The sequence below is a fragment of the Stenotrophomonas sp. YJH_SMC_6 genome (genome assembly GCF_059371335.1).
Genome location: NZ_JCAFUM010000003.1, coordinates 153,394 through 179,364, shown reverse-complemented (window position 1 = coordinate 179,364; position 25,971 = coordinate 153,394). Strand labels below are relative to the sequence as shown.

The following is a 25,971-nucleotide window of genomic DNA, read 5'->3' as shown; positions in this document are numbered from 1 at the left end:
CGATGCTGTGCCCCCGCCCCCTTGTCCTCGCCCTGTCGCTGGCCTGCGCCAGCACCGTTCCACTGCTGCCAAACAGCGCCCACGCGCAGGCCGCCACTCGAAGCTACGATCTGCCCGCCCAGCCACTGGCGGCCGCGCTGGACGCCTACAGCCGGCTGACCGGTGTCGATCTGGTGATCGGCGCGGCGCTTCCCGCTGGCCATGCCGCGCCCGCCCTTCGCGGTGACTTCGACGATGCGCAGGCCCTGACGCGCCTGCTGGCGGGCAGCGGCCTGCGCCCGCGCTTCATCGATGCGCGCCGCGCCACTCTGGAGCCGGCGCCGGCCGAGCGCGGCGATGGCAGCCGCCGCACCGGGCCCTTGCGGGTGCAGGGCAATACCGCGCACGGCCATTCCCCCGGTGCAGGTGCCAGCCAGTATGTACCAGCCACCCGCGATGGCTTTGCGCCTTCGATCGGCAGCGAGCGCGTGGCGATGGCTGAACGCCAGGAAGGCAACAGCCTGCTGCGCTCGATGCCTGGCACCCACAGCTTCCATTCGCGCAGCCAGCCGGGCCTGCAGGTCAACATCCGCGGCATGACCGGTGCTGGCCGGGTCAACACCATGATCGACGGTGTCACCCAGACCTTCCGCAACAATGCCGGGCATGGCTCGGGTGGTCCGTTCGCCTATGTCGATCCTTTCCTGCTGGCCGGCTTGGACGTGCAACGCGGTGCGGTCGCCGGTGGTGATGGTGCGGGTACGCTGGCCGGCAGTGCCAACTTCCGCACGCTGGATATCGACGATCTGCTTGGTGAGGGCCGTGACTGGGGCCTGCGTGCAGGCTATCGCCACGGCAACAACGGCTACGGCAGCGGCCGTACCTTCGCCGGTGCCTGGCGCCACAGTGAAGAGGGTGGCGACCGCCAGTTCGGCCTGCTGGCGGCTGCCAGCAGCAGCCGCAGCAGCGAATACGCAACCGCGCGTGGGCAGAAGAACAACGCCGACCCGGGCAGCCAGCAGCCCAGCAGCTGGCTGTTGAAAGCACGCCTGCAGCCCAGCGACCAGCACCGGCTGAACCTGAGCCACATGCGTTACGAAAACGACTTCTACCACAACTATCCGTGGCAGATTTCAGCGCGCAACCAGCGCGCCAGCTACCACTACACGCCCTATTCGCCGTGGATCGACCTGCGTGCAACCTTCGCCGGCAACAAGACCCGGCTGTTCTATCCGCCAGTGGAGGATTCCAGCTACATCGGTCGCCGCACCCACAGCAGCCTGAGCAGCTGGACCGTGGACAACACCAGCCGCTTCGACATCGGGGCACTGCAGGCACGATGGAACACCGGCATCAAGCACCAGTCGGACATCTATTTGGCCGACACCCCCGTCCTGCGCGGTGCCAACCCGCAAGGTCGCAGCCAGCTGGACAGCGTGTTCAGCACGCTGGAGCTGCAGCACGACATCTACGCGCTGACCGCCGGCCTGCGCCAGGACCGCTTCGGCATCCGTGGCCACATCCCGGTGTGCTCGGATGTGCCCGGCCAGTGCGCGGAGATCAACGGTGGCGGCATCGACGTGCGCCATACCCAGCGCGCACTCAGCCCCAGCCTGGCGGTATCGTGGCAGCCCACCGACTGGCTGCAGCTGTTCGCAGAAGCCTCGCGTACTTCCCGCCCGCCTCGGGTGCAGGAGATGTTCTTCGAGAAGATCCCGCTGGAAGGCATGAGCGATGCCGATGGCGTGGGCGCCAACCCGTTCCTGCGCCGCGAGCGCTCGCGCAACCTGCAGTTCGGTGCCAACCTCAGCACCGACTCGCTGCTGGTCGACGGTGACCTGGCACAGCTGCGGATCACCCGCTTCGACAACCGCATCCGCGACTACATCAAGCCGCAGTATCTGCTGATCGTGCATCCGCCGGAAGTGGAACCGTTCGTGGTGCCGATCGACAGCGATCCGCAACTCACTGCCTGGACCGATGCGCTGGACGTGGACGACTTCAGCACCACCACGCGCTGGATGAACCACCCCGGCGTGGTGCGCATGCGCGGTATCGAACTGGAAGCGCATTACGCCAGCGAGCACTACCACGCCACGCTGAGCTGGACCCGCTCGCACACCAGTGCGCCGGCCATCGAGTTCGTCAACCTGGAAGACATCACCGCCCTGCCCGACCGCTACTGGACGCTGGACGTGGGCGGCCGCTGGTGGCAGCAGCGCGTGCAGGCCGGCCTGCGCGCCGAGTACTCCGGGCCGACCGAGGAAGGCTACGACTTCTTCCAGACCCGCAAGACCGGCGGCACCGGCGTGCTGCTCGACTTCTACGCCAGCTTCAAGCCCCAGGCCAACACCACGCTGTGGCTGAACATCGAAAACCTGCAGAACAAGGCCTATGACAACAATGCCTCGATCGACAGCATCTTCAGCCCGATCCTGGACCGCGGCAACGGCCGTGGCCGTACCGTCTCGATGGGCGTCAATGTGGCGTTCTAGCCGTCGCTGGCTGCCCGTATGCCTGCTCGCGCTGGCGACCGTGGCCAGCGCGCAGTCGATGCCTGGCTCAGTGATCGACCTGGCCAACGGCCGGCACCTGGACGAAGCCGCGTTCGTGGCGCGTGCGGCGGACGCCCGGAGGCTGATGCTGGGTGAGCGCCATGACCTCGCCGGAGACCACGCCGCCCAGCGCTGGCTGCTGCAGGCGCTGCAGCGGCGGCGCCCGCAGGGTTCGCTGGTGCTGGAAATGATCGCCAGCGAGCGCCAGCCACGCCTGCAGCGGGTGCAGCGCTGGCTGGCCAAGGGCAACCAGGCCGAAGGTGCACGCCTGCAGGAACTGCTGGAATGGGATACGCGTTGGCCGTGGGCCGCGTATGGCGGGCTGGTACAGGATGCTGCCGATGCAGGCACGCCGCTGTTCGGCGGCAACCTGTCGCGTGCCGAGGTCAACGCGCTGCTCGCGTCCACCAAGGGCGTACGGTTCCCGGTGGCCGCTGCCCGCCAGCGCCTGTCGGCGGTGGTGCTGGCCCAGCACGCAGACGCAGCACCGATGCTGGAAGGGATGCTGGCCGTGCAACAGGCTCGCGACACACGCATGGCACAGGTGCTGCTCGATGCGCCCGCGCCGGCGCTCCTGGTAGCGGGGCGCTGGCATGTACTGCGCGGTACCGGGGTACCGGGCTACCTGTCACCGGCTACGCCTGCGCTGGTGATCGCATTGGCTTCGCCGGGTGAAACCGTGGATGCGGCGGATGCCGATCTGCTGTGGGTGCTGGACGATGAGTGAGCGCGGCCAACACTGGCAGGCGATCGCGATCACCGCCGTCCTGCACCTGCTGCCCTTGCTGCTGTTGGTGCACTGGGTGGCAGCGCCGCCGATGCTGCCGCCGCCGGAGCAGGACGTGCGCATCAGCCTGCGCCTGCTGGCGCCGGCCACGCCGCCACAGCCCGTAGAGGAGCGCCAGGCCGACACCCCCAGCCAGGCGCAGCAGGCGCGCGCATCGCAACCGGCAAAGTCGCCCTCGCCACCGAAACCCACCGCCGCGCGCGAGGGCGAGTTGGCCGCCAGCGAAACGGGCGGGACGGGTCGAACGCCGCTGCCGGTCGCCCCGCCGGCGGCCGCGACCGATGCCAGTCCCGCACCGGCATCGATCACGGCCGCTCCGCCCGCTCCAGACGCGCCACCGGCGGACTTCCAGGCCGGCGCCGCCAGCGACCAGTGGGAAGCCCGCCTGATGGCGCGGCTGGAGCGTTACCGCTATTACCCTGCCGCCGCACGCTCGCGCCGGCAGCAGGGCACTGCCTGGGTCAGGGCCAGCATCGACCGCGAAGGCCGCCTGCTGGCTCTGCGGCTGGAACAGTCCAGTGGCCAGCCGATGCTCGATGACGCTGCGCTGCAGACCTTCCGTCGCGCGCAGCCGCTACCGCCCATTCCCGATGAACTGAAGGCACCACAGGAACTGGTGGTGCCGGTGGAGTACTACCTGCGCTAGGCGGCGTAGGCCTCCGCCTCGATCTCGAACAGCATGCCGTCCAGCGCCAGTCGCGGCACCGGGATCAGCGTGCAGGTGGGCGCCGCACGGTTCGGCCAGCGTCGCCGCACCTGGTGGGCAATGATGCCCAGCCGGTCCTCATCGTGGCCGACCACCAGGATGCGCAACCGCGCCACATCAACCAGGCTTGCCTGCGCCGAGCGCAGCGCGGTCTGCAGGTTGTCCAGCGCCTGCCCGACCTGGTCTTCGAAGCTGGGCGAGAGACGGCCCTGCGCATCTTCACCGCCCTGCCCGGCCACGTGGATCACCCGTGCCGGCAGGCGCACCACCGCCACGTGTGAGTAGCCGTTGGCCGAAGGATCGTAGAGGCCCGGTGGATTGAACAGCTCCAGCAGGCCATGGCTGAAGTCCGGTGTGGTCAGCAGGTTCATGCCGCGCGCCTCGTGGGGGTTGCCGGCAGTCTGTGACCTCAACCCCGGTTGAGGTCAAACGGATCCGGTGCAACAGACCGGTCTGCCACGCGCAACGATCACGCGATCCCGTGGAATCGAGCCTGCTCGACTTCCGCTGACGAAAAGCAGTCGAGCTATCTCGACTCTACAGAAGCGTGGTCACGTCCACGCCGGATCTGCGGTGAAATCGATGGTCAGCCAGAACGTGCTGCCCCGAGCATCCAGCCTGACCGCGATCTCATCACGCATCGCATCGACCTCGCCCACCGAGCCCAAGGGCGTAGCCGGATCGGCCAGCACATGGATCTCGATGAAGCGCATCCGCCCCATCTTCGCCACGTGGCTGGTGAAACCGGCATAGCCACGCTCGGCCACGAATGCCTGCATGACCTGCTGCACGCGCCGGTCCAGATCATCCGGCGCCACCTGGAGTACTTCGCGCATGGCCTTCCACGCACTGCGCGCCGGTACCGGCAGTACCGCCAGGCTGATCAATGCCAGCACGATCGAATCCAGGTACGGCACCCAGTGGTGCCACTCACCGCCATGCAGGACCAGGGCCAGTACGAAGGCCAGCACTACCGCCAGGCTCATCAAGCCACCCAGCAGCCAGCCCCGTACATCCAGCCACAACAGCGCCGAGCGCAGGCGCCGCGCCCGCTGGGCGACGAACGCCGCCATCGCCAGGTTGCTGGCACTCAGCAGCGCCGCCCACCACAGCGCGGGCCCGAATTTCACCTCGTGTCCGCCCGTGGTCAAACCGATCACCGCGTTGGCCAGCGCATACACGCAGGCCAGCGACAGGATCACACCGCCCAGCGCCTCGACCATCGGCTCCAGGTGCCAGTAGCCGTACTGGAAGCGCGGGCTCTGTTCCCGCGCCACCAGCCGCAGCACCGACAACGACACCAGGGTCAGGGCAACGTCGACCAGGCTGTACACTCCGTCGAACAGGATGGCCTGCGATCCCACCAGCAGGCCACCGCTGAAGCCGACCACGCTGACCGCGATGGTGAACCCGATCGAGAACTTCAGGATGCGTTGCTCGCGCGCGGTATCCATCGTTCGCCGAAGGGCCGACCGTCGCCGGTCAGGCCTTCAGTACCTCCACCTTGTACGAGGTCACATCGCCGTCGTTCTCGATGATGAGCCCGTGCACGTCCGACTCGAAGCCCGGGAAGCGGGCATTCTGCTCACGGGCGATGCGCAGCGACTGGATGATCGGCTCATCGCTGTCGCCAAAGCGCTCGCCCGGCATGATGGTCGGAATGCCCGGCGGGTACGGCACCAGCATGGTCGCGGCGATGCGACCACTGACCTGCTCGATGTCGACCCGCTCGATCTCGCCCTTCACCAGGTGGTTGTAGGCATCGGCCGGGGTCATCACCGGGGTTGGCAGATCCACGTACATCTCGCGCATCACCTTGGCCACCGCGAATTCCTGGTTGAACGCATGCAGCGCGTCGCACAGGTCACGCAGGCCCCAACCGGCGTAGGCATTCGGATAGTCGGCGGCCAGCGTCGGCAGTGCCTGGCTGAGCGGCGCATTGCGGTCGTACAGTTCCTTGAACGCCATCAGTTCGGTGACCAGGGTGCTCCACTTGCCCTTGGTGATGCCCATCGAGAACAGGAACAGCACCGAGTACAGGTTGGTCTTCTCCACGGTGATGCCGCGGCCCCACAGGAACTTGCTCAGCACTGCCGCCGGAATGCCCAGCTTGCCCATGCTGCCGTCCATCGCCAGGCCCGGGGTCAGCAGGGTCACCTTGATCGGGTCGATCAGAACATAGTCATCCACCAGGTTCTCGAAGCCGTGCCAGTGCGCATCCGGCTGCAGGTACCACTCCTCGCGCTTGGCCACCATCGGTGCCGGCGTATCGCCCTTGTCCAGACTGCGCTCGACCTGGGTCGGCTGCCACACGCTGAACCACCAGTCGTCGCGGCCGAGATCATCGCGGACATGCAGCATCGCGCGGCGGAAGGCGATCGCCTCGTCATGCATTTCCTGCACCAGCGAACGGCCGGCGTCGCCTTCCATCATCTTCGACGCCACATCACAGGCCGCGATCACTCCGTAATGCGGGCTGGTCGAGGTGTGCATCATGAACGACTCGTTGAAGCGCTCGGCATCCAGGTTGCGCTGCGCCGAGTTGCGCACGTGGATCATCGAGGCCTGCGAGAACGCGGCCAGCAGCTTGTGCGTGGAATGCGTGGTGAAGATGATCGCATCCTGCTCGCGCGGCTTGCCCTTGGCCATGCCGTAGTGGTTCTCGTAGAACGGATGGAACGCAGCGTAGGCGTACCAGGCTTCGTCGAAATGCAGGAAGTCCACCGCGCTGCCGATCTCGTCGGCGATCTTCTCGGCGTTGTAGCACAGGCCATCGTAGGTGGAGTTGGTCACCACTGCGATGCGCGGCTTGGAGCCGGCCTTGTAGGCCTTGCTGGCCAGCGGGTTGGCGGCGTTACGCTGCTGCAGCGACTCGGGCGTGAACTGGTCCAAGCTGATCGGGCCGATGATGCCATGCGCGTTGCGGCTGGGGGTGAAGTACACCGGCACCGCGCCGGTCATGATCAGCGCGTGCAGCAGCGACTTGTGGCAGTTGCGGTCGACGAACACCACGTCGCCGCGGGCCACTGTGCCGTGCCAGACGATCTTGTTGGCGGTGGAGGTGCCGTTGGTGACGAAGAAGGTATGGTCGGCACCGAAGTTGCGTGCCGCCTCGTTCTCGGCGTCCTTGATCGGACCAGTATGGTCAAGCAGCGAACCCAGTTCCGGCACCGAGATCGACAGATCGCTGCGCAGCGTGTTCTCGCCATAGAACTGATGGAACGCGCGGCCGACCGGCGATTTGGTGAACGCCACGCCGCCCGCATGGCCAGGCGTATGCCAGGAATAGTTCGACTCGGCCGCGTGATGGATCAGCGCCTTGAAGAACGGCGGCAGCAGGTTCTTCATGTAGTCTTCGGCCGCGCGCATCACCTGTCGCGAGATGAAGCTCTTGGTGTCTTCGAACAGGAAGATGAAGCCGTGAATGTACTTGAGCAGCTTGCTCGGCACCTTCTCGATGGTGCGGCGCTCGCCGTACAGGAACACCGGCAGGTTGGCGCGGCGCGCGCTCTGCTCGCGCAGGAAGGCGGTCAGGCGCTGGAACTCGCCATCCACCTCTTCGCTGCCATCGATCGAGATCAGCACCGCCGACGCCGCCACGTAGGTGCGGGCACCGGCACGGGCATCATCCAGGTTCAGGCCGCACAGCACGCGCTGGTCGTTGCTGCGCAGCTCTTCCACCAGGGCGCGGATCAGGATGCCGCCGATGCGCGGCGACTCGTAGTCGTTGTCGATGACAATGACCGGGTAGTCCAGGGACTTGAAGTACACGTTGATTCTCCTTGTCTAACTCAGGAACGCTGGGCGCCGGCGCTGATCGCCGAGGCCTCGCGGGCGCGCTGCCGCTGCTGGCGGCGCTCCTCGCTGAAGAAGGGATAGAACACGGTGATGAACAGCACGAACAGGAACGCGTACTGCACGATGGTTCCCGACGAGCCGTAGATCGCCCACAGGCAGTAAACGACGGTCAGGCTGGTCAGGGTCCAGAACGCACCGGTGTGGACCAGGGTGTGCGAGCGCTCGACCACGAAGTAGCAGGCCACGCACGAGTAGATGTAGGGCAGCAGGGTCAGCACCACCGCCGCCGATGTGATCACGTCGAACTGTGCCGACGCGGTTTCCGAGGTGGAAGTGACCAGCACCGCCAGGGTCATCAGCACGGCCACGATCAGCACGCCCTTGACCGGTACGTCGTCCTTGTTGGTCTTGCTGAAGATGCTCGGGAACAGGCCGTCATCGGAGGCCGCCTTGGCGCTCTGTGCGGTCAGCAGGATCCAGCCGCCCAGCGAACCTGCAGCGCCGATGAAGGCACACAGGCTGACCAGCGCACCGCCCCAGCCACCGACGGCCTTGGCCGCGGCCAGCGCGAACGGCGCATCGGAGGTCTGCAGTTCGCCATTGGGCACCATGCCCATGATCACCGAGGAGCTGGCGATATAGGCGATGGCGGCCAGGAACACGCCCGCCAGGGTGGCGCGGGCCACGTTCTTTTCCGGGTTCTCGACCACACCAGCGGTGACCGAGGCCGACTCGACGCCAATGAAGGCCCACAGCGTCAGCGCCGCGGCGCTGGAGATCGCGCCGAAGTTCGATTCGCCGGACACGTTGTAGGCGCCCTTGAAAATGTCGGCATCGAAGAAGAACCAGCCGAAGATGGCGATGCCCAGGATCGGCACCAGCGCAAAACTGGTGGTGACGGTCTGCACCCGGCTGACGAACGCCGGACCGATCACGTTGGCGAAACTCAGCGCCCACACCAGGATCAGCACCGCGATGCAGCGCACCAGCGGCTCGGACAGGATCGGGAAGAAGTAGCTGAAATAGCCCACTGCCGCGATCGGAATGGCGACGTTGCCGATCCAGTTGGCGAACCAGTAGATGGTGTTGGTCTGGAAGCCCATGTAGGGCCCGAACCAGTCGCGCGCATAGGCGTACGGGCCGCCCGCCTTGGGTGCCAGCTTGCCCAGCTTGGCGAACACGAAGGCCAGCAACAGCGCACCGGCGGTGGTGATCAACCAGCCCCAGATCGAGGCGGTACCAATCTTGGCCAGGCTCGATGGCAGCAGGAACACGCCTGAGCCCATCATGTTGCCGGCGACGAGGAAGGTGGCTCCGACCACCCCGATTTTCTTTGCTTCTGCCATGACAATCTCCTGTACTGGCATGAGCCCGGTACAACCGGGCGTGGGGACGGTTACGCTGGCGTACGACCGCTGGCGCTTATTTGATGAAGTTGTATTGCAGGCTGCCCTGCACCCGGACCGTGTCGCCGCGTGCGCCGCCCTGCTGTTCCAGGCGGCCGTACAACAGCTCCATGCCCATCGTCCAGGACGGCGCGGGGCTCCAGATCAGGTTGAATACGCCGTACCGGCTCTGTCGGAAGGCATCGGCCGCCAGTGCGGCGTTCCGCTCCAGGGTCAGCTGGCCGAAGATCAGGTTCGATCGCCACAACTCGGACCAGTAGTGGGTATAGCCGACGAAGCCGCCGTGCAGGTCCAACGCGTCGAGGCGGCCATCGGCACCGACCACCGCGTCCAGCCCGGAGCCGGTCAGGTCGGCGGTATAGCGGCTGAGGCCGCGTCCTCCCAGCGCACCGAACAGCAGCAGGTCGCGCTCGCCCACCGAGGCCGAGCCACTCAGCTGCAGGCCGCCGGCCATTCGCCGGTCGCGCTCGCCATCGCCGTCATAGGCCAGGCTGCGCGCCACCGCGCCCACCTGCAGGTGGCCCCAGTCGCGCTCCATGCGCGCGGTCACGGTTACGTCCGGCAGACGGTTCACCGCAGCCCGCTCATCATTGGCACCGGCAAGTTCAGTCTTCGGGTCTTCGGCCGCCACGGTCAGCGTGTTGCCCTTGCCCATCGTGAAGCTGTGGTGGATGCCGGCCACCAGCAGATAGCCGGCGCCGCCCGGCCCGGCGAAGTCCAGCGTGTCGGGCAGGCTGTCCGGGTCCATGAAGCTGGAGTAGCCGTAGCCGGCGTAGGTATTGCCCAGCTGGCCATAGGCATGGCGCAGGCGGAATTCGTAGCCGTCACTGCTGCCGAAGAAGTCGTTCTCCAGGTAGAAGCGCAGGTTGCCGTGCGTGGTCGGGCGCCGCGCCTCGAAGCTGAAGCGGGTCTGTTTGGCGTGGATGTTGAAGTTGGAGACATCGCGGTGGCTGCCGCCCACCGGCATCGACGAGGGAATGAACTGATCCTCGTCGCCGGCCGCGCGCGAATCGGCGATGGCATCCAGCTTGGCGTAACCGCCGATGCGGATCACCGTATCAGTGCCGGGTATGGCAAAGAACCCCTTCAGATCCGGATCGGTCGGGCCCGCCGCACTGTCCGGTCGCGATGCCGCAGTGGACGGATCAGCGACGGAATCGCGCTGCGGCAGTACCGGCTGCGCCACACCCGGCACCTGGGTGCGATGGATCACGTCGGAAGGGGCGGCAGAGGCCATCGGCGCCATTGCAGGCGCGGCTGTTCCCTGCACAGGCGCAGCATCGCGCTGCTCAAGCCGGTCCAGCCGTTGCTGCATGCCTTCCAGCGCCTGGCGCATTGCGGCCATCTCGCGCCGCAATGCCTGCGCATCCTCTGCATCACCCTGTTGAGCGTACGCCGGCGTGATCGCCAGTGCCCCCAGGCATGCCAGACTCAGTACGGCCAAACGCATTGCATCCTCCCCTGACGAACACTCGCATCACGGTTCCGGAGCGCATGCATGCGCCGCCCTGGCTTCGCGTTGCCGTTGCTGGAAATGCGGGTACTGCGTCGACGACATCGGCCAGCCTGCGCACGGCAGGCAACAGGACGATGACACTGCCCCGCCTGCACCCATGTCGACTCCATCAAGGCCGCGCTGCCAGAGAGGTGGCGACCGCAGCGGTCTGGGTAACAAGCACAGAGTGAGAGTGTCGTGAATGGCTGTGCCGGCCAACCCTGATCAGGGCGTGGCGAGCGCGGCATCCATCGCGCATTGACGCTGTATTCCATGCGTCAAAGGCTAGTCCGTTTGTCGCTTTTGGCCTTGATTGGAATCAAGGCACGATGCTTGATCTCAGTCACGATTCAGACGTGACGACGAACAGACAATGCGCAAGCGGTTGTGTTCGCCTGGGGCAGGAACGCAACAGGCCCGCATGTCACCATGCGGGCCTGTGGTCTACATCATCATGCAGGCGTGGATCAGCGCGGACCAAGCACCGTCTGCAGGTCGTCGCCCTGCGGCAATCCGGCCCGGCGCTGCACCTGGCCCTGTGCATCCTGGAACAGGATGCCCGGGGTGCCCTGGAACCCCATCTCCAGCATCAACACCTGGTTGGCGTCGAGCTTGCCGGCGATCTCGCGGCTGATGTTCGGCAGCGCTTTGATGCCGCCACGGTCGAACTGGTGTTCGTTCTCCAGCAGCGCCGCGCTCGGATCACGTGCGGAGAGGATGGCTGCGGCCTTGGCCGGACTGTCCTCGCGGATCACACCCACCATGATGTGGCGCAGCTGTACCTTGCCGGCGTCGACCCACGGACGGGCCGCCTCCCAGAACTTGTGGCAATACGGGCAGTTGGCATCGCTGAAGGTATAGACCACGCGGGGCGCGTCGGCCTTGCCATCACGCACCCAGGCGCTGGCTTCGAGCTTGGTCCACATTTTGGCCGACATCGGTGCGGCAACCAGCTTCTCGACCGCTTCGGCAGCCACATCATTACCTTCGGCATCGAACAGGCTGCCCACCAGTACGTGCTTGCCATCGGCCGTGACATAGGCCGCTGCAGGCTGCTGCCCTCCCACCACGCCAGCAAAACCGCGCAGGCCGTCCGGCGCATCGAATTCGGCAACGACCTCGAAGCCGTGCTTCTCGATGCCCTTCAGCACGGCTGGACGGTCGCCCTTGGCGGCAGATGCCGGAGCAGTCGTCGCCGAAGCCGTAGCGGCCTTGCCCGGCGGCGTCTGTGCCTGGCTGCAGGCGGCCAATGCCAGCATGACCGGCAGCAGGAGCACCGCCGGGGCGGTGCGCAGGGAAATCGACAACATGGGAACTCCGTAGTGAGATGCCCGCGCAGGCTACCGCAGCCGGCGCAGTTTGTGTTCAAGGCCGGCCGCAGTCAGTTCGCCCAGGTGCAGTTCACGCAGGCGCCCATCGGCGTCGAAAAAGAGCGTGGAAGGATATGCCTGAACGCCGAGCACGGTGGAAGCAGCAGCGTCATCATCCAGCAGCACGTTGCCCAGCATCAGTCGTTCGCCGGCCAGGAAACCCTGGACCTCATCCAGGGTTTCAGCCTGGTTGAGGAATACGAACTGCACGTCATCATGTGCCTGTTGTGCCGTCGCCAGCACCGGCATCTCACGCCGGCAGGGCCCGCACCATGTGGCCCACAGATTCAGCACCAGCGGCTTGCCGCGGAACTGCTGCAGATCGATACGATCGCCTTGAAGGTCCGCCACCTGCAGCGCCGGCAACGGCATCTGCCGCTCCTGCCATGCCGACAGCAACTGGCCACCAGCGACCCAGAACAACACGCCTACCAGTGCGCTCGTCAGCACCGGTGCACGCAACTGACGCCACGGCCGCAGACGCCATAATCCCCACGACAGCCCGGCCACCAGCACCACCATCAGGTGATAGCCACCATCGGTGACCTGCAGAATGCTCCAGGGCTCCGAACGATAGAGCGCGAAATTCAGCACAACAAAACTGACACGACCACACAGCAGGCCGATCAGCAGCATGTCCAGCACGATGCCTGCTGCCGACGGCAGCGGCATTCCCACTGCCCTGCGCGGCCAAAGACGGGCAACGGTCATGGCCAGCAACGTGCACATCAGGATCAACACCACCGGCATCGGTACCGGTCCAACACTCGACATCAGCCCACCTGTTCAAGTTCCACTGCCTGCATGGTCAAAGCGTCACGCCCAGCTTGCAAGCGCTCGCCCGCCCCCCATGGTCAGGCCGCACTGCGCCCCAACTGCATTCCGGGGGACGCCTGCAGGCCGCGCAGACTTCCGGCCACCGACGGCATCAACGGTCGCTCCCGCCGCTTGCAGTTGACGTGGCGGCGATAGTTGGCCGGTGTCATGCCCACGATGCGGAGGAACAGTCGCCGGAATGCGCTCTGATCAGCGTAGCCCACCCCCCAGGCCACCTCCTCGATGCCTGCGCCCTGCTGCAGCAGGGTCTGCGCCTTGGCAATGCGCAGCCGTTGGCAGTATTCGATCGGCCGCAGACCGGTCGCTCGGAGGAAGCGCCGCTGCAGGGTGCGCGGTTCCAATCCGGAAACCTCGCAGATTGCGGCCAGAGTGGCTCCTCGTGCGGCAGTGGTATGCAGCCAGCGCTGGGCCTTCAGTACATCGCGGTCACCGTGGGCGAAGTTGGCACTGAAACGCTCAAGATCCTGCTGGATCCCTGCGGGCACGACGATCCCGAGCTGTTGCGCGACCGCGCTCGCCACGCCCTGCCCGTGCAGCCGGTACAGCAAACGCAGCCCGAGGAAACGCCAAGCCTGCGATCCGCCAACCGTCAGCAGATCGCCATCGTCGACCAGCGCCCGCTCACTGGGCACCCAGCTCACCGCCTGCGCCTGCAACCCTGGATGTCGCCCCAGATCGGGGCCGCTGACCGTTCTTCCGGCCAGCAGTCCCGCACGGGCCAGTACACCGACCCCGTCGCTGGCAGCAGCCAGCAGGCTGCCCCCGTCGTAGTGGGCCCGCAACCAGTCCAGCAGGACCTCTTCGGCGCGCAGACAGGCTCCGGGGCTGATCTGGCCGGGAACCGCGATCACCGCGGGAATGGCGGCGTCGAGCATTTCAGCACCCGCGATGCGGTGTACACCGGTCTGGCTGGCGGGAACGATCCAGCGGGTGACAAGCACACGCTTGAAGGGTCGGCGCTGCTGTTGGGCCAGGCGGTTGGCGACGTGGGCCATTTCGGCCAGCACAGAGGCGGCGGAGGGGTCCCCTCCCGGATATTCGACCACCGCAACCTCTACGAATGCTTCGTTCCTGACTCCCTCCACAGACCACCTCCTCGGTTCGTTGCAGGCCATCGAACGGCCGGTTCAGGCGAAGGGTAGGAACAGGCCCATCTGCGGGGCTATGAAGAAAGTTGCAAAGTGGGCTGAATGCGCGCACCGAGCTGAAGCCTTGACTCTCGACCAGACTCCAGGCTTCACAATGGCCGGCAGGATCCGCAGGAAAGCTGCCATGAACATTGGACAACTGGCCCGTCAGGCGGGCGTGCCGATCGATACGGTCCGCTATTACGAACGGCAGCAGCTGCTGCCGACGGCGGCGCGCTCGGCCGGGGGTTACCGCATCTTCGGCGAGCCGGATCTGCGCCGGCTGCGCTTCATCCGCCGCGCCAAGGCACTGGGCTTCAGCCTGGAGGAAATCGGAGAACTGCTCGCGCTCAGTGATCACCACCAGCAGGACATGGGCAGCGTGCGTGACACCGCGCAGGCCCGCCTGCAGGACATCGCACAACGGATGGCCGAACTGCAGCGCATGCACATCGCGCTGTCGCAGCTGGTCGACGCCTGCCCCGGCCATGGCGCGCTGGACCAGTGCCCGATCCTGGCCGCTCTGACCGACGACACCACGGCCGCAGGCGACTGACATCGGCTTCGCAACACGCGTGAAGAAAAGTGCAACAAATGCTTGCCAACCCCCTGGGGCAAGGCTATTATTTCGCTCCTCAGCGACGTGGGGCCATAGCTCAGCTGGGAGAGCGCCTGCATGGCATGCAGGAGGTCAGCGGTTCGATCCCGCTTGGCTCCACCAATCTTTCGGCATTAGGCCGTCGAAAGGTCGCTAAAGAACATTGATGAGAATTGCGTCCCCATCGTCTAGAGGCCTAGGACATCACCCTTTCACGGTGGCGACCGGGGTTCGAATCCCCGTGGGGACGCCACTCATCACGAACAACGAGGACCCGGCCGATAACCGGGTCTTTTTTGTTCACCGCCTACCGGTATTCAGGGTGTGGCGTTGCGGTTCCCCTGCCCTCGTGGCTGCGGTTGAACCGGAACGAAAAAAGTTCAAAAAAGACTTCCACAAACGTGAACACGCAGGTATGATAGGCGGCTCGGTAACACGGGGCCATAGCTCAGCTGGGAGAGCGCCTGCATGGCATGCAGGAGGTCAGCGGTTCGATCCCGCTTGGCTCCACCACTTTCGACATTAGGCCGTCGAAGGTTCTACAACTTGAAGTTTTTCGTGCGTCCCCATCGTCTAGAGGCCTAGGACATCACCCTTTCACGGTGGCGACCGGGGTTCGAATCCCCGTGGGGACGCCAGTTTCAAAACGGACTCTGCTCCCGGCAGATCATCCGGAGTTTCATGGGGCCATAGCTCAGCTGGGAGAGCGCCTGCATGGCATGCAGGAGGTCAGCGGTTCGATCCCGCTTGGCTCCACCACTTCGACATTAGGCCGTCGAAGGATCTACAACTTGAAGTTTTCGTGCGTCCCCATCGTCTAGAGGCCTAGGACATCACCCTTTCACGGTGGCGACCGGGGTTCGAATCCCCGTGGGGACGCCAATTCTTGAAAACCCTGGCTTCGGCCGGGGTTTTTCTTTGCCTGAGATTCCCGGGAAAGCCCTGTCCACGCATGGCGTGGATCTACTGCAGGGCCGGGATGGATCCGGCGGCCGGTTGGCCCAGTAGATCCATGCCACGCATGGATGGCCTCAGCCTGAACACACCTCAGAACCGGCGATACATCCCGATCGATGCAGGTGCGGTGGGTGCGAAACCAAACTGCGCGTACAACCGGTGCGCTTCACCATCGGCCAGAAGGCTGACGTATGCAGACGGCGGCAGGTTCGCCTGCATCCAGCCATCCAGGCGACGCATCACTTCCTTGCCCAGGCCCTGCCCCTGCAGGCGCGGCAGCACGGCGATATCACAGACCTGCAGGTGGCACCCACCATCGCCGACGATGCGGCCCATCGCTACCAGCTCATTGCCCTGGTAGGCGCACACGCCATACAGGGTATTGGGCAGCGCGCGTGCCGCCGCCTCCTGGCTCTTGGCACTGAGGCCCGCCAGCACACGCAGCTGGCAATAGTCTTCGACCGTGGGGACAGCCTCGCGGAACTGGCAGCTGACGGAATCATTCATGCGGTATCTCCCTGTAGGTCGGGCTATCCTGCCGCATCCACGTCGCAACGACTGCGACCCAGGCCTGCAGAGTTCCCATGTGCTATTCCGCCCTGATCCGCGCTGACTACGCCAAGCTGGTCCGCGAGTTCGGTGCCATCCTGTCGCTGGAGGAGTTCGCCGAACTGTACGCGCACGATCCCGGCAAGAAGCGGCCGAAAACCCCCAAGGCCATGGACGACGGCTTTGCCGGCGCGCGCACCGAACAGGGTCGCGACATCGTCGCGAAGATCCAGCAGTGGCATGCGCAGGAACGCCAGGCTCTGGAGGCGGAGCTGGCCCGCCAACGCGAGCGCCGCGATATCGCCCACGCGACGCTCGCCACCCGCCCCACCCAGAAGGCACGCAACGACCTGCGCGTGGCCGGCAACCGCATCGAGCGCGCCCAGGCCCGGCTTGAGGACCTCCACCGGGTACAACTACTGCCGCGCGACAACCGCATTTTTCCCGGCACCTACGCGCCGGTGATGGTCAGCGAGAGCGGCCGACGGGTGATCAAGCCGATGCGCTACCAATGCCGGCTGCCGGACAAGCCGGCACGCAACGACGTGCTCTACCCCGGCACCTACAACGCACGACGCGACAGCCTGGAAGGCTATTGGCGCGGCGCGTTCGGCCTTCGCCACGGCGTTGTCGTGGTGCAGGCGTTCTATGAGCACGTACCACGCCACGCGATCGCAGGGCGCGCGCTTGGCGCCAGTGAAAAGGAACAGGATGTGGTGCTGGAGTTTCGCCCGGACCCGCCCCGCGACCTGCTTCTGGCCTGCCTTTGGGCGGAATGGGAGGGACCGGAAGGACGCCTGCTCTCATTCGCCACGATCACCGACACCCCGCCACGCGATGTCGCCGCGGCAGGTCACGATCGAGGCGTGATACCGATCCGCAGGGAGCATCTCGATGCGTGGCTCAACCCCGATCCGGACAACCTGGCCGGGCAGTACAGCATCCTCGACGACCGCGAGGACATCCGTTACCTGTACGAAGAGGCCGGCTGAAGCGCCGTTCTCACGCCGTTGCGCTGGAACGGCCCACCGCACGGCTCAGCGCCCGGGTCAGGTCCGCCGACAGATACGGCTTGACCAGCAGTACTCCGGACAGCATAGACTCGGGCAGCTGCTCAGCCAGCATTCCGGTGGCAAGCACGAACGGTACGCCTCGCGCCGACAATGCTGCCGCCACCGGCTCGCTGGTCTCGTTGCGGGCCAGGCGATAGTCCAGCAGGGCCACATCGGGAACCGAGTCTTCCAGCACGCGCAATGCTTCAGCCACGCTCGCCGCCAACCCGACCACGGTCGCGCCGGCATGCACCAGCTGCATCTGCAGCAAGGCTGCGCTCATCTCGTCGTTCTCGACCACCAGCACCCTCAGGTCCTGCAACACTGTCATCGGCTATGGCTCCTGGAGGCATTCAAGCCGGCGCAGTATAGCCATCGCAGAGCCGATGCCGACAGGAAACGCCTCGATCTGCCTTGCCCCTATGAAAGCCCTGCCCTCCTCGGTTACACTCACACGCTGCCTGCCGGTGTGGCGGAATGGTATACGCAGCTGACTCAAAATCAGCCGGGGGTGACCCCATGAAGGTTCGAGTCCTTTCACCGGCACCACAGCATCAAAGGCCAGGTCCATGACCTGGCCTTTTGCTTTTCAGGCGATGCAGGCCCATGTAGCCGCTCCGGTGTCACTGTGCTGACGCAGAACTGCGACCGTTGACAGGGTTGCCGCAAGACGTAGTGCACACTTTTCTTGCCAGCCTCACGTACATCTGCCTATCGTGATCCCGCCGGATCCGGGGGTGGGGGACTGCATGACGTTGCGTGCTGCACTGTTTTTTCTCGTCACGCACGCGCTCGTCATTGCCTTTGTCGGCCCGCAGGACCCGGTCGGCTCCTACCTGATGCTGATCACCGCCCCGCTGCTGGCTGCACTGGCCTGCGTACGGCGTGCACGTGTCAGCCAGGCGGCCTGCCAGTGGCGACTGCTCGGCGCGGCCGTCGGCCTGTTCTCTCTCGCGCTGCTGGCCCTGCTGTACCGCAATGTGGCCGGCCTCGCCCCTGCGCAGATGACCGCCTCAACACTGATCCTGTACGTGTTCTACCGGATCCCCCTGACCTACGTCGCTGCAAGCCCGGGCGGCGGGAACCGCTACATCCGTGCGGTGGACCTCGGGATCATTGCCCTGCTTTGGCTGCTGTACTACCTGCATGCGCGGGCGATGGCGCCGCTGAACACCGCCTTGTGGACGCAGTGCCTGAACACCATGAGCGGCGTGCAGAACAGCCTTGTGTTCTGCTTCGCACTGATCCGTTTCCTGGCCGAGGACGATCCGGACCGCCGCGATTTTTTCCGGACGCTGACGATCTACGCGCTGGGCTACTTCCTGCTGGCCTTCTACATCAATACCTATCAGCCGCAGGTGCCCGACGGCAATTGGGGCGACCTGCTGATCAGTGGACTGTTCGTGCTGCTGGCCATCCTGGCGGGCAGCCATCGTCGCTGCCCGGCAGTGGAGGTATCCCGCAGCCTGCGGCGCATCGTCGATGCCGGCGTACCACTGATGCTGCCCTTGCTGCTGATGCTGGTGGCGCTTCTGGTCGCGCGCCTGCAGCCGACCCTGGCCACGGTCGGCTTCATCGGCTCCCTGCTCGGCTATGCGCTGCGCAGCGTGCTGAGCCAGATCGAGATCCAGCGCCAGCGCGATGAACTGGAAACGCTGGCGCGGCGCGATCCGCTGACCGGACTGGGCAACCGGCGCAGCTTCGATGAGTCGCTGGATCGGGCCCACCGCCGCGCGCGCCGCCAGGGCCAGGGCCTGGCGGTACTGATGATCGACATCGACCACTTCAAACGGCTGAACGACACCTACGGCCACCCGGAAGGTGATCGGCGCCTGCGTGCCGTCGCCGGCATCCTCGATGGCTGCCTGCAACGGGGCGACGATCTGCTGGCCCGCTATGGCGGCGAAGAGTTCATCGCCGCCCTGCCCTCGCCCGATGCCACCCACGCCCTGGGCCTGGGCGAACGGCTGCGCGCTTCGGTCGAAGCCGCAGCCCTGCCCGCCCCCGTGGCCACCGTCACCATCAGCATCGGCGTGGCCTGGCAGGCACCCGGCGAAGACGGCGATCCGCGCGGCCTGGTCGAACGCGCCGACCAGGCCCTGTATCGCGCCAAGCATGCCGGTCGCAACTGCGTACGCGGCGACACCGAAACCAAGGAAGAACAGTCCGGTCGCCGCGCCTAGACCGCATGCAGCGCCGCCGCTCCGTGCCGGTGCCCGGCGCCGCCCTGCAAGCGGAAGCTGGCCACCGTCTGCAGCAGCTGCGCCGACTGCTCTTCCATGCTGCGTGCCGCCGCCGACGCCTCCTCGACCAGGGCCGCGTTCTGCTGGGTGCCCTGGTCGATCAGATCGACGGCATGGTTCATCTGCTGGATGTCGTCGCTCTGCTGCTGCGAGGCAGTGCTGATTTCGGTCATCAGGTCGCTCACCCGGCGCACGTTGGTCACGATCTCGTCCATGGTGCGGCCCGCGCTCTCAACCTGCGCCGTACCGGCACCCACATTGGCAACCGACTCATCGATCAGGTGCTTGATCTCCTTCGCTGCGCTGGCCGAACGCTGCGACAGCTCGCGGATCTCGGTGGCAACCACGGCAAATCCACGGCCGTGTTCACCGGCACGCGCCGCCTCCACCGCTGCGTTCAGCGCGAGAATGTTGGTCTGGAAGGCGATGCCGTCGATCACCCCGATGATGTCGACGATGCGCCGCGACGAGGCATTGATCACCGCCATCGTCTCGACCACCTCATGCACCACACTGCCGCCGCGCGCAGCGACATCGGCGGCTCCACCGGCCAGCTGGCTCGCCTGGCGCGCGTTGGTGGCGGTGCGCTGCACGGTCTCGGCCAGGCCCTTCATCGACACCGCGGTTTCCTCGAGCGAAGCCGCCTGCTGCTCGGTGCGCTGCGAGAGGTCGCTGTTGCCCTGTGCGATTTCAGTCGCGCCGACTGCGATGGTGTCCGCGGCGAACTTGATCTGGCCGATGATCGCGGCCATCGCCTCGACCAGCGAATTCACGCCTTCGCACAGTTCGGCGATCGAGCCATTCTTGTCGGCGGTGGCCACGCGCTGGGTCAGATCGCCCTGCTTGGCCGCGGCCACCACCTCGCGGGTCTGCGCCACCGCGCGCTGCATGGCCTGGTTTTCATGCACCTGCACGGTGATGTCGGTGGCGTACTTGACGACCTTGAACGGCTTGCCATTGAGGTCCAGGATCGGGTTGTAGGATGCCTGGATCCAGACCTCACGCCCGCCTTTGCCAAGGCGCCGATACTGGCCGGCGTCGTATTCGCCGCGCCCCAGTTTCTCCCAGAACTGGCGATATTCGATGCTGCTGCGATGCTCGGGCTCGACAAATAACGAATGGTGCTGCCCGCGCACTTCGTCCAGGCTGTAGCCGGTGGCGGCCAGGAAATTGTCGTTGGCCAACAGGATGCGGCCATCCATGCTGAACTCGATCACCGCCTGCGACTTGGCGATCGCGGCCAGTTGCCCCGCCGAGTCGGCCGCCTGCAGCTTCTGCGCGGTGATGTCGGTCGCGAACTTGACCACCTTGTACGGCCGCCCCTGGCGGTCCAGTACCGGGTTGTACGAGGCCTGGATCCAGATCTCGCGCTGGCCCTTGCCGAAGCGGCGGTACTGTCCGGCGTCGTATTCGCCGCGCCCCAAGCGCGCCCAGAAGTCGCGGTATTCGGCGCTGCGCGCCAGCTCGGGGTCGACGAACAGGGAATGATGCTTGCCCTGGATCTCCTCCAGCCGGTAGCCCATCGCCTGCAGGAAATTGTCATTGGCCTGCAGGATGGTGCCGTCGAGCGCGAACTCGATGACGGCCTGCACGCGATGCAGCGCGGCCACCTGCGCTTCCAGCTCGGTGCGGTCGGTCATCGCCTTCTCTGTGCCGGTGCGTTGCTGCGGCGCCAGTACGCCAAGCAGCGCACGCCACGGCGACCAACGGGTGTGCAGCTCGGCCGGCGCCTGCGCGCCTGCCGTGAAGCCTGGAATGAGCATTGTCTGATCCTCGGTGTCCGGTAAGCGGTTGTGACCCGACGGGCGGGATGCCCGGCGGCAACATCAGTTGCCAGGGACTACAGGTGCCAACGGCACCTCTCGAGCGACTGCCAAGAACGTCTGCTGCGGGTGCGATCGGCATCTGGGAGCGGCGGAACACACTGCGCGGACCGCCCATCGGGGGCAGCCTGGGGTCCTGCGGCGGGTGACTGGAGCGGGATCCAGAGGGAGTATCGGCGATGCCGTCGGCCGCTTTAGCGGGATTCCGCGACGTCCGTCGCAACTCCGTGCATTGCAGCCGGAATGCGGTAGACGATTGCCGTGTACTTCACGCCCTGCTCACGTGCTACAGGAAGTCCGCCGAGGGACTCAGCGAGGGAACGGCTGGACCGGTTCTGCTCGGCCACCGGATAGCGGAACGCAGCACAGCGCAGGCGCCCTGAGGCCGCCGACCACACCGCCGCCACGGCTTCGCGACCATAGCCGTGCCCATGCATCATTTCTGCGATCCAGATGCCCAGTTCGGGTTCTGCGTCACGGGCTCGATGCAGGCCTGCCAGGCCAAGGAATACACCGGGGCGTGAATGGCCGGACGTGCAGCCGCGGACTGTCGATGGTCCAGTCGTCGGACGTCATGTTCTGCATTGCCTGGGCGCTGGGTACAGCATCGCTCAGCAGAAGGATGCAGCTCAAGGCAAAAAGGTTTACATGACCAATGCGGGATTCCGCGGCAGGAGAATATGACCAGCATGAAGGTCCCGCAGGATGCTCATCGACATGGAGATCGCATGTTCCCTCGCTTTGCCAGCCTTCTCTTCCTGGCCGTGTGCAGCAGCAGCGCGCTGGCCAACGACACCGCCTATCGACCCGCCTTCCACCCGGACCAGCTGAAGGGACCGCCCGCAGGGCGCCCGAACGAAGTGCTGGTGCTGGGCAGCCCGCACCTGTCCAGCCTGCCGGAGACCTTCATGCCGGCGATGCTGGAACCTCTGCTGCAGCGCCTGGAAGCCTGGCGGCCCACCGCGATCGCGGTAGAGAACCTGTCCGGCCTGCAGTGTGACTTCATGCGCCGCAATCCGGCCCGATACGCCGAGAGCGTAGCGGACTACTGCGTCGATCCGGCACCAGCGCAGGCCGCCACCGGCCTGGACGTGCCAAGCGCCAACGTGGAGATGGAACGCCTGCTTGCGGATTGGCCGAAGGCGCCAACCGCCGCCCAGCGACGCCGACTGGCCGCAGTGTTCCTGGCTGCGGGCGAGAGCAGCTCGGCAGTCGTCCAATGGCTGCGGCTGCCCAGGGAAGAGCGACGTGCCTCGGACAGCCTGACACCGGAGCTGGTGCAGTTCCTCGACACGCGCATGGCACGCCGCAACGAGGCCGGCCTGGTGGCCGGCGTCCTCGCCGCGCGCCTGGGGCTGGAGCGGCTGTGGGCGGTCGACGACCACACTGCGGATTCGCCTACACCGGAATCGCAGCAGAAGGCCTACGCTGCCGCCATACGCGGTGCCTGGGACAATTCCTTCGTCAAAGCGCGCAGGGCGGCCGATGAACGACTGAAAGCCAATCTTGCTCAACCGGATGGGTTGCTCGCGATGTATCGCGCCTACAACGCACCCGAGGCCGCGATGCTGGCCTTCAACAGCGATTTCGGCGCGACGCTCGTCGAACCCTCGCCGGAAGGCTTCGGCCGCAACTACGTGGGCTACTGGGAAACCCGCAACCTGCGCATGGTCGCCAACATGCGCCACGTGCTCGGCCAGCACCCGGGCACCCGCATGCTGACCATCGTCGGTGCCTCGCACAAGGGCTACTACGAGGCCTACCTCAACCAGATGCACGATGTGCAGCTGGTCAGTGCGGACGCAGTATTGCGTTGACGGGATGGGTGCCGGCCACCCGCCGGCACTATCCTGCAGGGCCCCATCCAGAGGTGCCTGCATGCTCAAGGTCATCGCCGAAGACTTCATCCATCCCGATGCCGTGGACACCGTGCTTCCGCTGTACCGGGAACTGGTCGCGTGCACGCAGCGCGAGCCGCTCTGCCTCGGCTATGAACTGTTCGTGGACCAGAAGGATCCCGGGCACTTCGTCTTCATCGAGCAATGGCCGGACCGCGCCGCCCTGGACATCCACTGCGCCAGCGAACATTTCCAGCGGCTGGTGCCGCAGATCAATGCCTTCCAGCGCGCGCCATGCCGGTTCCTGCTGATGGATGCTGCGCCTCTGTAGTACCGGCATCAACGCGACGGTGATCCCGGCGCCTGTGCCGCCACAGCACCAGGCTGGCCGCCACCGTGCACGCCAGGGTGAGGGCCAGCAGCGCCACCACGCTCGCCTGCAGCACCGGCAACATTGCCTGGGCGAGACGGTCCTCACGCACCTCCTCCAGCCGGAGCCCGGCCGCCAGCGCGAGGCACCAGCCGACCAGGGCCGGGGCGAAGGCACGCACCGCCATCGGGTTGCAGACATTCATGGGATCACCTGTAAGAGAGGAGGTGCGCGGAGTATTTGCGCCCGCCCTCTCACAGGCTGAGATCAGCCCTCGACGACCTCGGAATCATCGCCCGGCAGCTCACTGGCCTCGCCCTGCACCTGCACGTTGTTGCGACCCATCGCCTTGGCCCGGTAACACTGGGCATCGGCCGCGGCCACCGCCTGATCCACGCTCATCCCCCCGGCCAGCGGCGCGATGCCGATGCTGGCCCCTACCCGCAACCGGTCCTGGTCCCACGGAATCGACAGCGACGCCAGGGTGTGCAGCAGCTCGCCGCCAATGCGCGCTGCACGACGCGGCGTGCAACCGGACAGGATCACCGCGAACTCATCGCCGCCCAGCCGCGCCACCACATCCGAATCGCGCACCCCGTGACGCAGAACGCTGGCCACCGCCCAGAGCACCGCATCGCCAGCCAGATGGCCCCAGGTATCGTTGATCGGCTTGAACCGGTCCAGATCGATGTACATCAGCGACGCGGCCTGGCCGGTACGTTCGACACGGGTGATCGCCTGCTGCAGATGCACCTCGAAGCCACGGCGGTTGCTCAGTTCGGTCAGCGGATCGATCTCGGCCAGATGACGCGCCTCGCGCTGGCGGGCACGCTGCTGGGTATCGTCGCGCAGCACCCAGACCGCGCCTCGCACGTGGCCCTCGTCATCGCGCAACCAGGCGCGGGTCAGGTCCACCGGCACCGTGGCGGCACCCAGGCGCAGCAGCAGGTCGGCATGCAGGTCGACCGCATTGCTGTCCGGATCCAGCAGTACCGACACGTCCAGCACCGAACCCGGCGCGTATTCGGTAGTCAGCGCCAGCACATCCTGCACCTTGTGTCCGGCCAGCGACAACGCGCCATCGCCGGCCAACATGCGTACTGCAGCGGCATTGGCGTAATCGATACGGCCATCGAGGCTGACGCTCAGCACCAGGTCGGCCACGGCATCCAGGGTGATGCGGCTGCGCTGTTCGCTCTCGAACAGCCGCTGCTCGCTGCTGCGCTGGGCGGTGATGTCCTGGATCTGCGACACGAAATGCAACGGCTCGCCATGCTCGTTGCGCACCAGCGAGACCGACAATCGGGCCCAGATGACCTTGCCATCGCGATCGAGATAGCGCTTTTCCAGGTGGTAGTGGCTGCGACGCCCGGCCAGCAGGTCCTGCACCAGGGCCAGGTCGGTCTGCAGGTCATCAGGATGGGTGAGACGCTGGAAATCCACCTGCAGCAGCTCTTCCCGCGGATAGCCGAGGATCCGGCACAGCGCATCGTTGACGTCCAGCCATCGCCCTTCCAGTGACACCAGCGCCATGCCCAGCGCAGCCGAGGTGAACGCACCGGCGAACTTCTCCGCGGACAAGCGCGCTTCGGCCCTCGCCTGCAGGATCTCGGTGATGTCGATGGCCATCCCGACATAGCCGATGCGTACACCGTCGGCACCGTCCATGCGGCTGATCGAGAGGCGTACCTGGCGTGGCTGGCCGTCCTTGCGCAGCAGCGTCCATTGCCGCGAATAGGTCTGGCCATCGGCACGCGCACTGAGTGCCTCGAACACATCTGGCAGTTGGCCATCGGCATCGGCCAGCGGTCGCAGCCAGGCATTCAGTTCCTGCGGATCGTGGAAGGCATCCAGCCGACGCTGGCCGACCACATCCGCCGCGCTGTAGCCCAGCAGGCGTTGCGCGCCCGTGTTGAACAGGGTGATGGTGCCATCGATATCGGTGGCGATCACCGCCACCTCGTCGGAGGCATCGACCACGGCCTGCAGGCGTTGCCGTGTTTCGGCCGCATCCTGTCGGGCCTGCTGCAGCTCGGTCACGTCGGCATGCGCACCGGCCATCCACAATGGTTTGCCCTGCGCGTCCCATTCGAAGACGCGGCCACGGTCCTGGATCCATATCCACTGGCCATTCTTGTGGCGCATCCGCAGCAGGCACGCGTAGTTGTCGGTGCGCCCCTCGAAATGCTCGTCCAGTGCCGCGTCCGACAGCGCTATGTCATCGGGATGGACCAGCTTCAGGAAGGTCTTCTGGCAGACCGGCTCCAGCTCTTCCAGGCGGTAACCGACAATCTCGGCCCAGCGCGCGTTGACCCGCATCTCGCCGTTCTGCACGTTCCATTCCCAGGTGCCCGCGGCGGTGCCATCGATGATCATCGCCAGCCGCCGACGCTCTTCGGCCAGCGCCTGCAGGCGGCGCTCCAGCAACCCGTTGCCGTTGGTGCCCTGGCCCGCCATCACCGCTGCCCCCGGCCCGCGCAG

The 25,971-nt window shown here is 66.0% G+C and carries 22 protein-coding genes and 7 tRNA genes; 15 read left to right on the top strand and 14 right to left on the bottom strand.

Going from position 1 to position 25,971, the window contains the following annotated elements; translation table 11 throughout:
* The first annotated feature begins 2 nt into the window (after positions 1-2).
* The 3 genes from AC5P9N_RS04340 to AC5P9N_RS04330 are packed head-to-tail and all read left to right on the top strand — an operon-like array spanning position 3 to position 3,967.
* Positions 3-2,474, top strand: a complete 2,472-nt coding sequence (locus AC5P9N_RS04340) for a TonB-dependent receptor (protein ID WP_049460407.1) — start codon at positions 3-5, stop codon at positions 2,472-2,474.
* A complete protein-coding gene (locus AC5P9N_RS04335) occupies positions 2,461-3,261 on the top strand; it encodes a ChaN family lipoprotein (protein WP_024957824.1) in 801 nt (266 codons plus the stop codon). The genes AC5P9N_RS04340 and AC5P9N_RS04335 overlap by 14 nt, the downstream gene beginning before the upstream one ends.
* Entirely contained in the window at positions 3,254-3,967 is a 714-nt protein-coding gene (locus tag AC5P9N_RS04330; RefSeq protein ID WP_049395905.1) for an energy transducer TonB family protein, read from the top strand. Before AC5P9N_RS04335 ends, AC5P9N_RS04330 begins: the two co-directional genes overlap by 8 nt.
* Here the strand turns inward: AC5P9N_RS04330 and AC5P9N_RS04325 are convergent.
* From AC5P9N_RS04325 to AC5P9N_RS04290, 8 genes are all read right to left on the bottom strand, one after another.
* Positions 3,964-4,398, bottom strand: a complete 435-nt coding sequence (locus AC5P9N_RS04325; protein WP_005410065.1) for a RidA family protein — start codon at positions 4,396-4,398, stop codon at positions 3,964-3,966. The genes AC5P9N_RS04330 and AC5P9N_RS04325 overlap by 4 nt on opposite strands.
* 180 nt (positions 4,399-4,578) lie before the next feature.
* Positions 4,579-5,481, bottom strand: coding sequence for a cation diffusion facilitator family transporter (locus tag AC5P9N_RS04320; RefSeq protein WP_005410066.1), 903 nt, complete (start codon positions 5,479-5,481; stop codon positions 4,579-4,581).
* Between the two features lie 28 nt (positions 5,482-5,509).
* Positions 5,510-7,798, bottom strand: a complete 2,289-nt coding sequence (locus AC5P9N_RS04315; RefSeq protein WP_099485018.1) for an Orn/Lys/Arg family decarboxylase — start codon at positions 7,796-7,798, stop codon at positions 5,510-5,512.
* A gap of 20 nt (positions 7,799-7,818) precedes the next feature.
* Positions 7,819-9,171 carry an arginine/agmatine antiporter gene (gene adiC / locus AC5P9N_RS04310; RefSeq protein WP_005410068.1) on the bottom strand — a complete coding sequence of 451 codons (1,353 nt, stop codon included), beginning with the start codon at positions 9,169-9,171 and terminating at the stop codon, positions 7,819-7,821.
* Between the two features lie 76 nt (positions 9,172-9,247).
* Positions 9,248-10,681 carry a DcaP family trimeric outer membrane transporter gene (locus AC5P9N_RS04305; RefSeq protein WP_099485019.1) on the bottom strand — a complete coding sequence of 478 codons (1,434 nt, stop codon included), beginning with the start codon at positions 10,679-10,681 and terminating at the stop codon, positions 9,248-9,250.
* 512 nt (positions 10,682-11,193) lie between these two features.
* On the bottom strand, positions 11,194-12,036 hold the full coding sequence (gene dsbG / locus AC5P9N_RS04300) for a thiol:disulfide interchange protein DsbG (RefSeq protein WP_005410070.1): 843 nt from the start codon (positions 12,034-12,036) through the stop codon (positions 11,194-11,196).
* 30 nt (positions 12,037-12,066) lie between these two features.
* A complete protein-coding gene (locus AC5P9N_RS04295; protein WP_043034672.1) occupies positions 12,067-12,870 on the bottom strand; it encodes a TlpA disulfide reductase family protein in 804 nt (267 codons plus the stop codon).
* A gap of 80 nt (positions 12,871-12,950) precedes the next feature.
* Positions 12,951-14,018 carry a GlxA family transcriptional regulator gene (locus tag AC5P9N_RS04290; protein ID WP_005410072.1) on the bottom strand — a complete coding sequence of 356 codons (1,068 nt, stop codon included), beginning with the start codon at positions 14,016-14,018 and terminating at the stop codon, positions 12,951-12,953.
* A 187-nt stretch (positions 14,019-14,205) separates the two neighbouring features.
* Here AC5P9N_RS04290 and AC5P9N_RS04285 point away from each other — a divergent pair, with 187 nt between their 5' ends.
* From AC5P9N_RS04285 to AC5P9N_RS04255, 7 genes are all read left to right on the top strand, one after another.
* The gene (locus tag AC5P9N_RS04285; protein ID WP_005410073.1) at positions 14,206-14,616 is read left to right on the top strand and encodes a heavy metal-responsive transcriptional regulator; all 411 of its coding nucleotides are present in this window, start codon (positions 14,206-14,208) and stop codon (positions 14,614-14,616) included.
* Positions 14,617-14,705: 89 nt separating this feature from the next.
* Positions 14,706-14,781: transfer RNA gene (locus AC5P9N_RS04280), tRNA-Ala, on the top strand.
* A gap of 54 nt (positions 14,782-14,835) precedes the next feature.
* Positions 14,836-14,911 (top strand) — tRNA-Glu (locus AC5P9N_RS04275).
* Positions 14,912-15,095: 184 nt separating this feature from the next.
* Positions 15,096-15,171: transfer RNA gene (locus AC5P9N_RS04270), tRNA-Ala, on the top strand.
* Between the two features lie 49 nt (positions 15,172-15,220).
* Positions 15,221-15,296 (top strand) — tRNA-Glu (locus AC5P9N_RS04265).
* Positions 15,297-15,341: 45 nt separating this feature from the next.
* Positions 15,342-15,417, top strand: a tRNA-Ala gene (locus AC5P9N_RS04260).
* A 47-nt stretch (positions 15,418-15,464) separates the two neighbouring features.
* A tRNA-Glu gene (locus AC5P9N_RS04255) sits at positions 15,465-15,540 on the top strand.
* Between the two features lie 165 nt (positions 15,541-15,705).
* On the opposite strand, the gene AC5P9N_RS04250 is transcribed toward AC5P9N_RS04255, so the two are convergent.
* Positions 15,706-16,122: a GNAT family N-acetyltransferase gene (locus AC5P9N_RS04250; RefSeq protein ID WP_005410074.1), complete on the bottom strand. Its 417-nt coding sequence runs from the start codon at positions 16,120-16,122 to the stop codon at positions 15,706-15,708.
* Between the two features lie 77 nt (positions 16,123-16,199).
* On the opposite strand from AC5P9N_RS04250, the gene AC5P9N_RS04245 reads away from it, so the two are divergent.
* Complete coding sequence (locus AC5P9N_RS04245; protein ID WP_033833934.1) at positions 16,200-17,156, top strand: SOS response-associated peptidase family protein; 957 nt, start codon at positions 16,200-16,202, stop codon at positions 17,154-17,156.
* 10 nt (positions 17,157-17,166) lie between these two features.
* On the opposite strand, the gene AC5P9N_RS04240 is transcribed toward AC5P9N_RS04245, so the two are convergent.
* Positions 17,167-17,547 carry a response regulator gene (locus AC5P9N_RS04240; RefSeq protein WP_005410076.1) on the bottom strand — a complete coding sequence of 127 codons (381 nt, stop codon included), beginning with the start codon at positions 17,545-17,547 and terminating at the stop codon, positions 17,167-17,169.
* A 132-nt stretch (positions 17,548-17,679) separates the two neighbouring features.
* Here AC5P9N_RS04240 and AC5P9N_RS04235 point away from each other — a divergent pair.
* Positions 17,680-17,765: transfer RNA gene (locus AC5P9N_RS04235), tRNA-Leu, on the top strand.
* Between the two features lie 200 nt (positions 17,766-17,965).
* Positions 17,966-19,399 carry a GGDEF domain-containing protein gene (locus AC5P9N_RS04230; RefSeq protein WP_060380301.1) on the top strand — a complete coding sequence of 478 codons (1,434 nt, stop codon included), beginning with the start codon at positions 17,966-17,968 and terminating at the stop codon, positions 19,397-19,399.
* Here the strand turns inward: AC5P9N_RS04230 and AC5P9N_RS04225 are convergent.
* Together AC5P9N_RS04225 and AC5P9N_RS04220 are read right to left on the bottom strand one after the other, a co-directional pair.
* Positions 19,396-21,222, bottom strand: a complete 1,827-nt coding sequence (locus tag AC5P9N_RS04225) for a methyl-accepting chemotaxis protein (protein WP_099485020.1) — start codon at positions 21,220-21,222, stop codon at positions 19,396-19,398. The two genes, AC5P9N_RS04230 and AC5P9N_RS04225, sit on opposite strands and share 4 nt — an antisense overlap.
* A 254-nt stretch (positions 21,223-21,476) precedes the next feature.
* On the bottom strand, positions 21,477-21,737 hold the full coding sequence (locus AC5P9N_RS04220; protein WP_322888701.1) for a GNAT family N-acetyltransferase: 261 nt from the start codon (positions 21,735-21,737) through the stop codon (positions 21,477-21,479).
* A 273-nt stretch (positions 21,738-22,010) separates the two neighbouring features.
* Between AC5P9N_RS04220 and AC5P9N_RS04215 the strand changes: the two genes are divergently transcribed.
* Positions 22,011-23,099: a DUF5694 domain-containing protein gene (locus AC5P9N_RS04215; protein ID WP_099485021.1), complete on the top strand. Its 1,089-nt coding sequence runs from the start codon at positions 22,011-22,013 to the stop codon at positions 23,097-23,099.
* A 61-nt stretch (positions 23,100-23,160) separates the two neighbouring features.
* Entirely contained in the window at positions 23,161-23,451 is a 291-nt protein-coding gene (locus AC5P9N_RS04210) for a putative quinol monooxygenase (RefSeq protein WP_005410081.1), read from the top strand.
* Here AC5P9N_RS04210 and AC5P9N_RS04205 read toward each other — a convergent pair.
* A complete protein-coding gene (locus AC5P9N_RS04205; RefSeq protein ID WP_012480609.1) occupies positions 23,393-23,695 on the bottom strand; it encodes a hypothetical protein in 303 nt (100 codons plus the stop codon). The genes AC5P9N_RS04210 and AC5P9N_RS04205 overlap by 59 nt on opposite strands.
* 62 nt (positions 23,696-23,757) lie before the next feature.
* Positions 23,758-25,947 (bottom strand): PAS domain S-box protein, encoded by a 2,190-nt coding sequence (locus AC5P9N_RS04200; RefSeq protein WP_005410083.1) that lies wholly within the window; start codon positions 25,945-25,947, stop codon positions 23,758-23,760.
* Positions 25,948-25,971 lie beyond the last annotated feature (24 nt).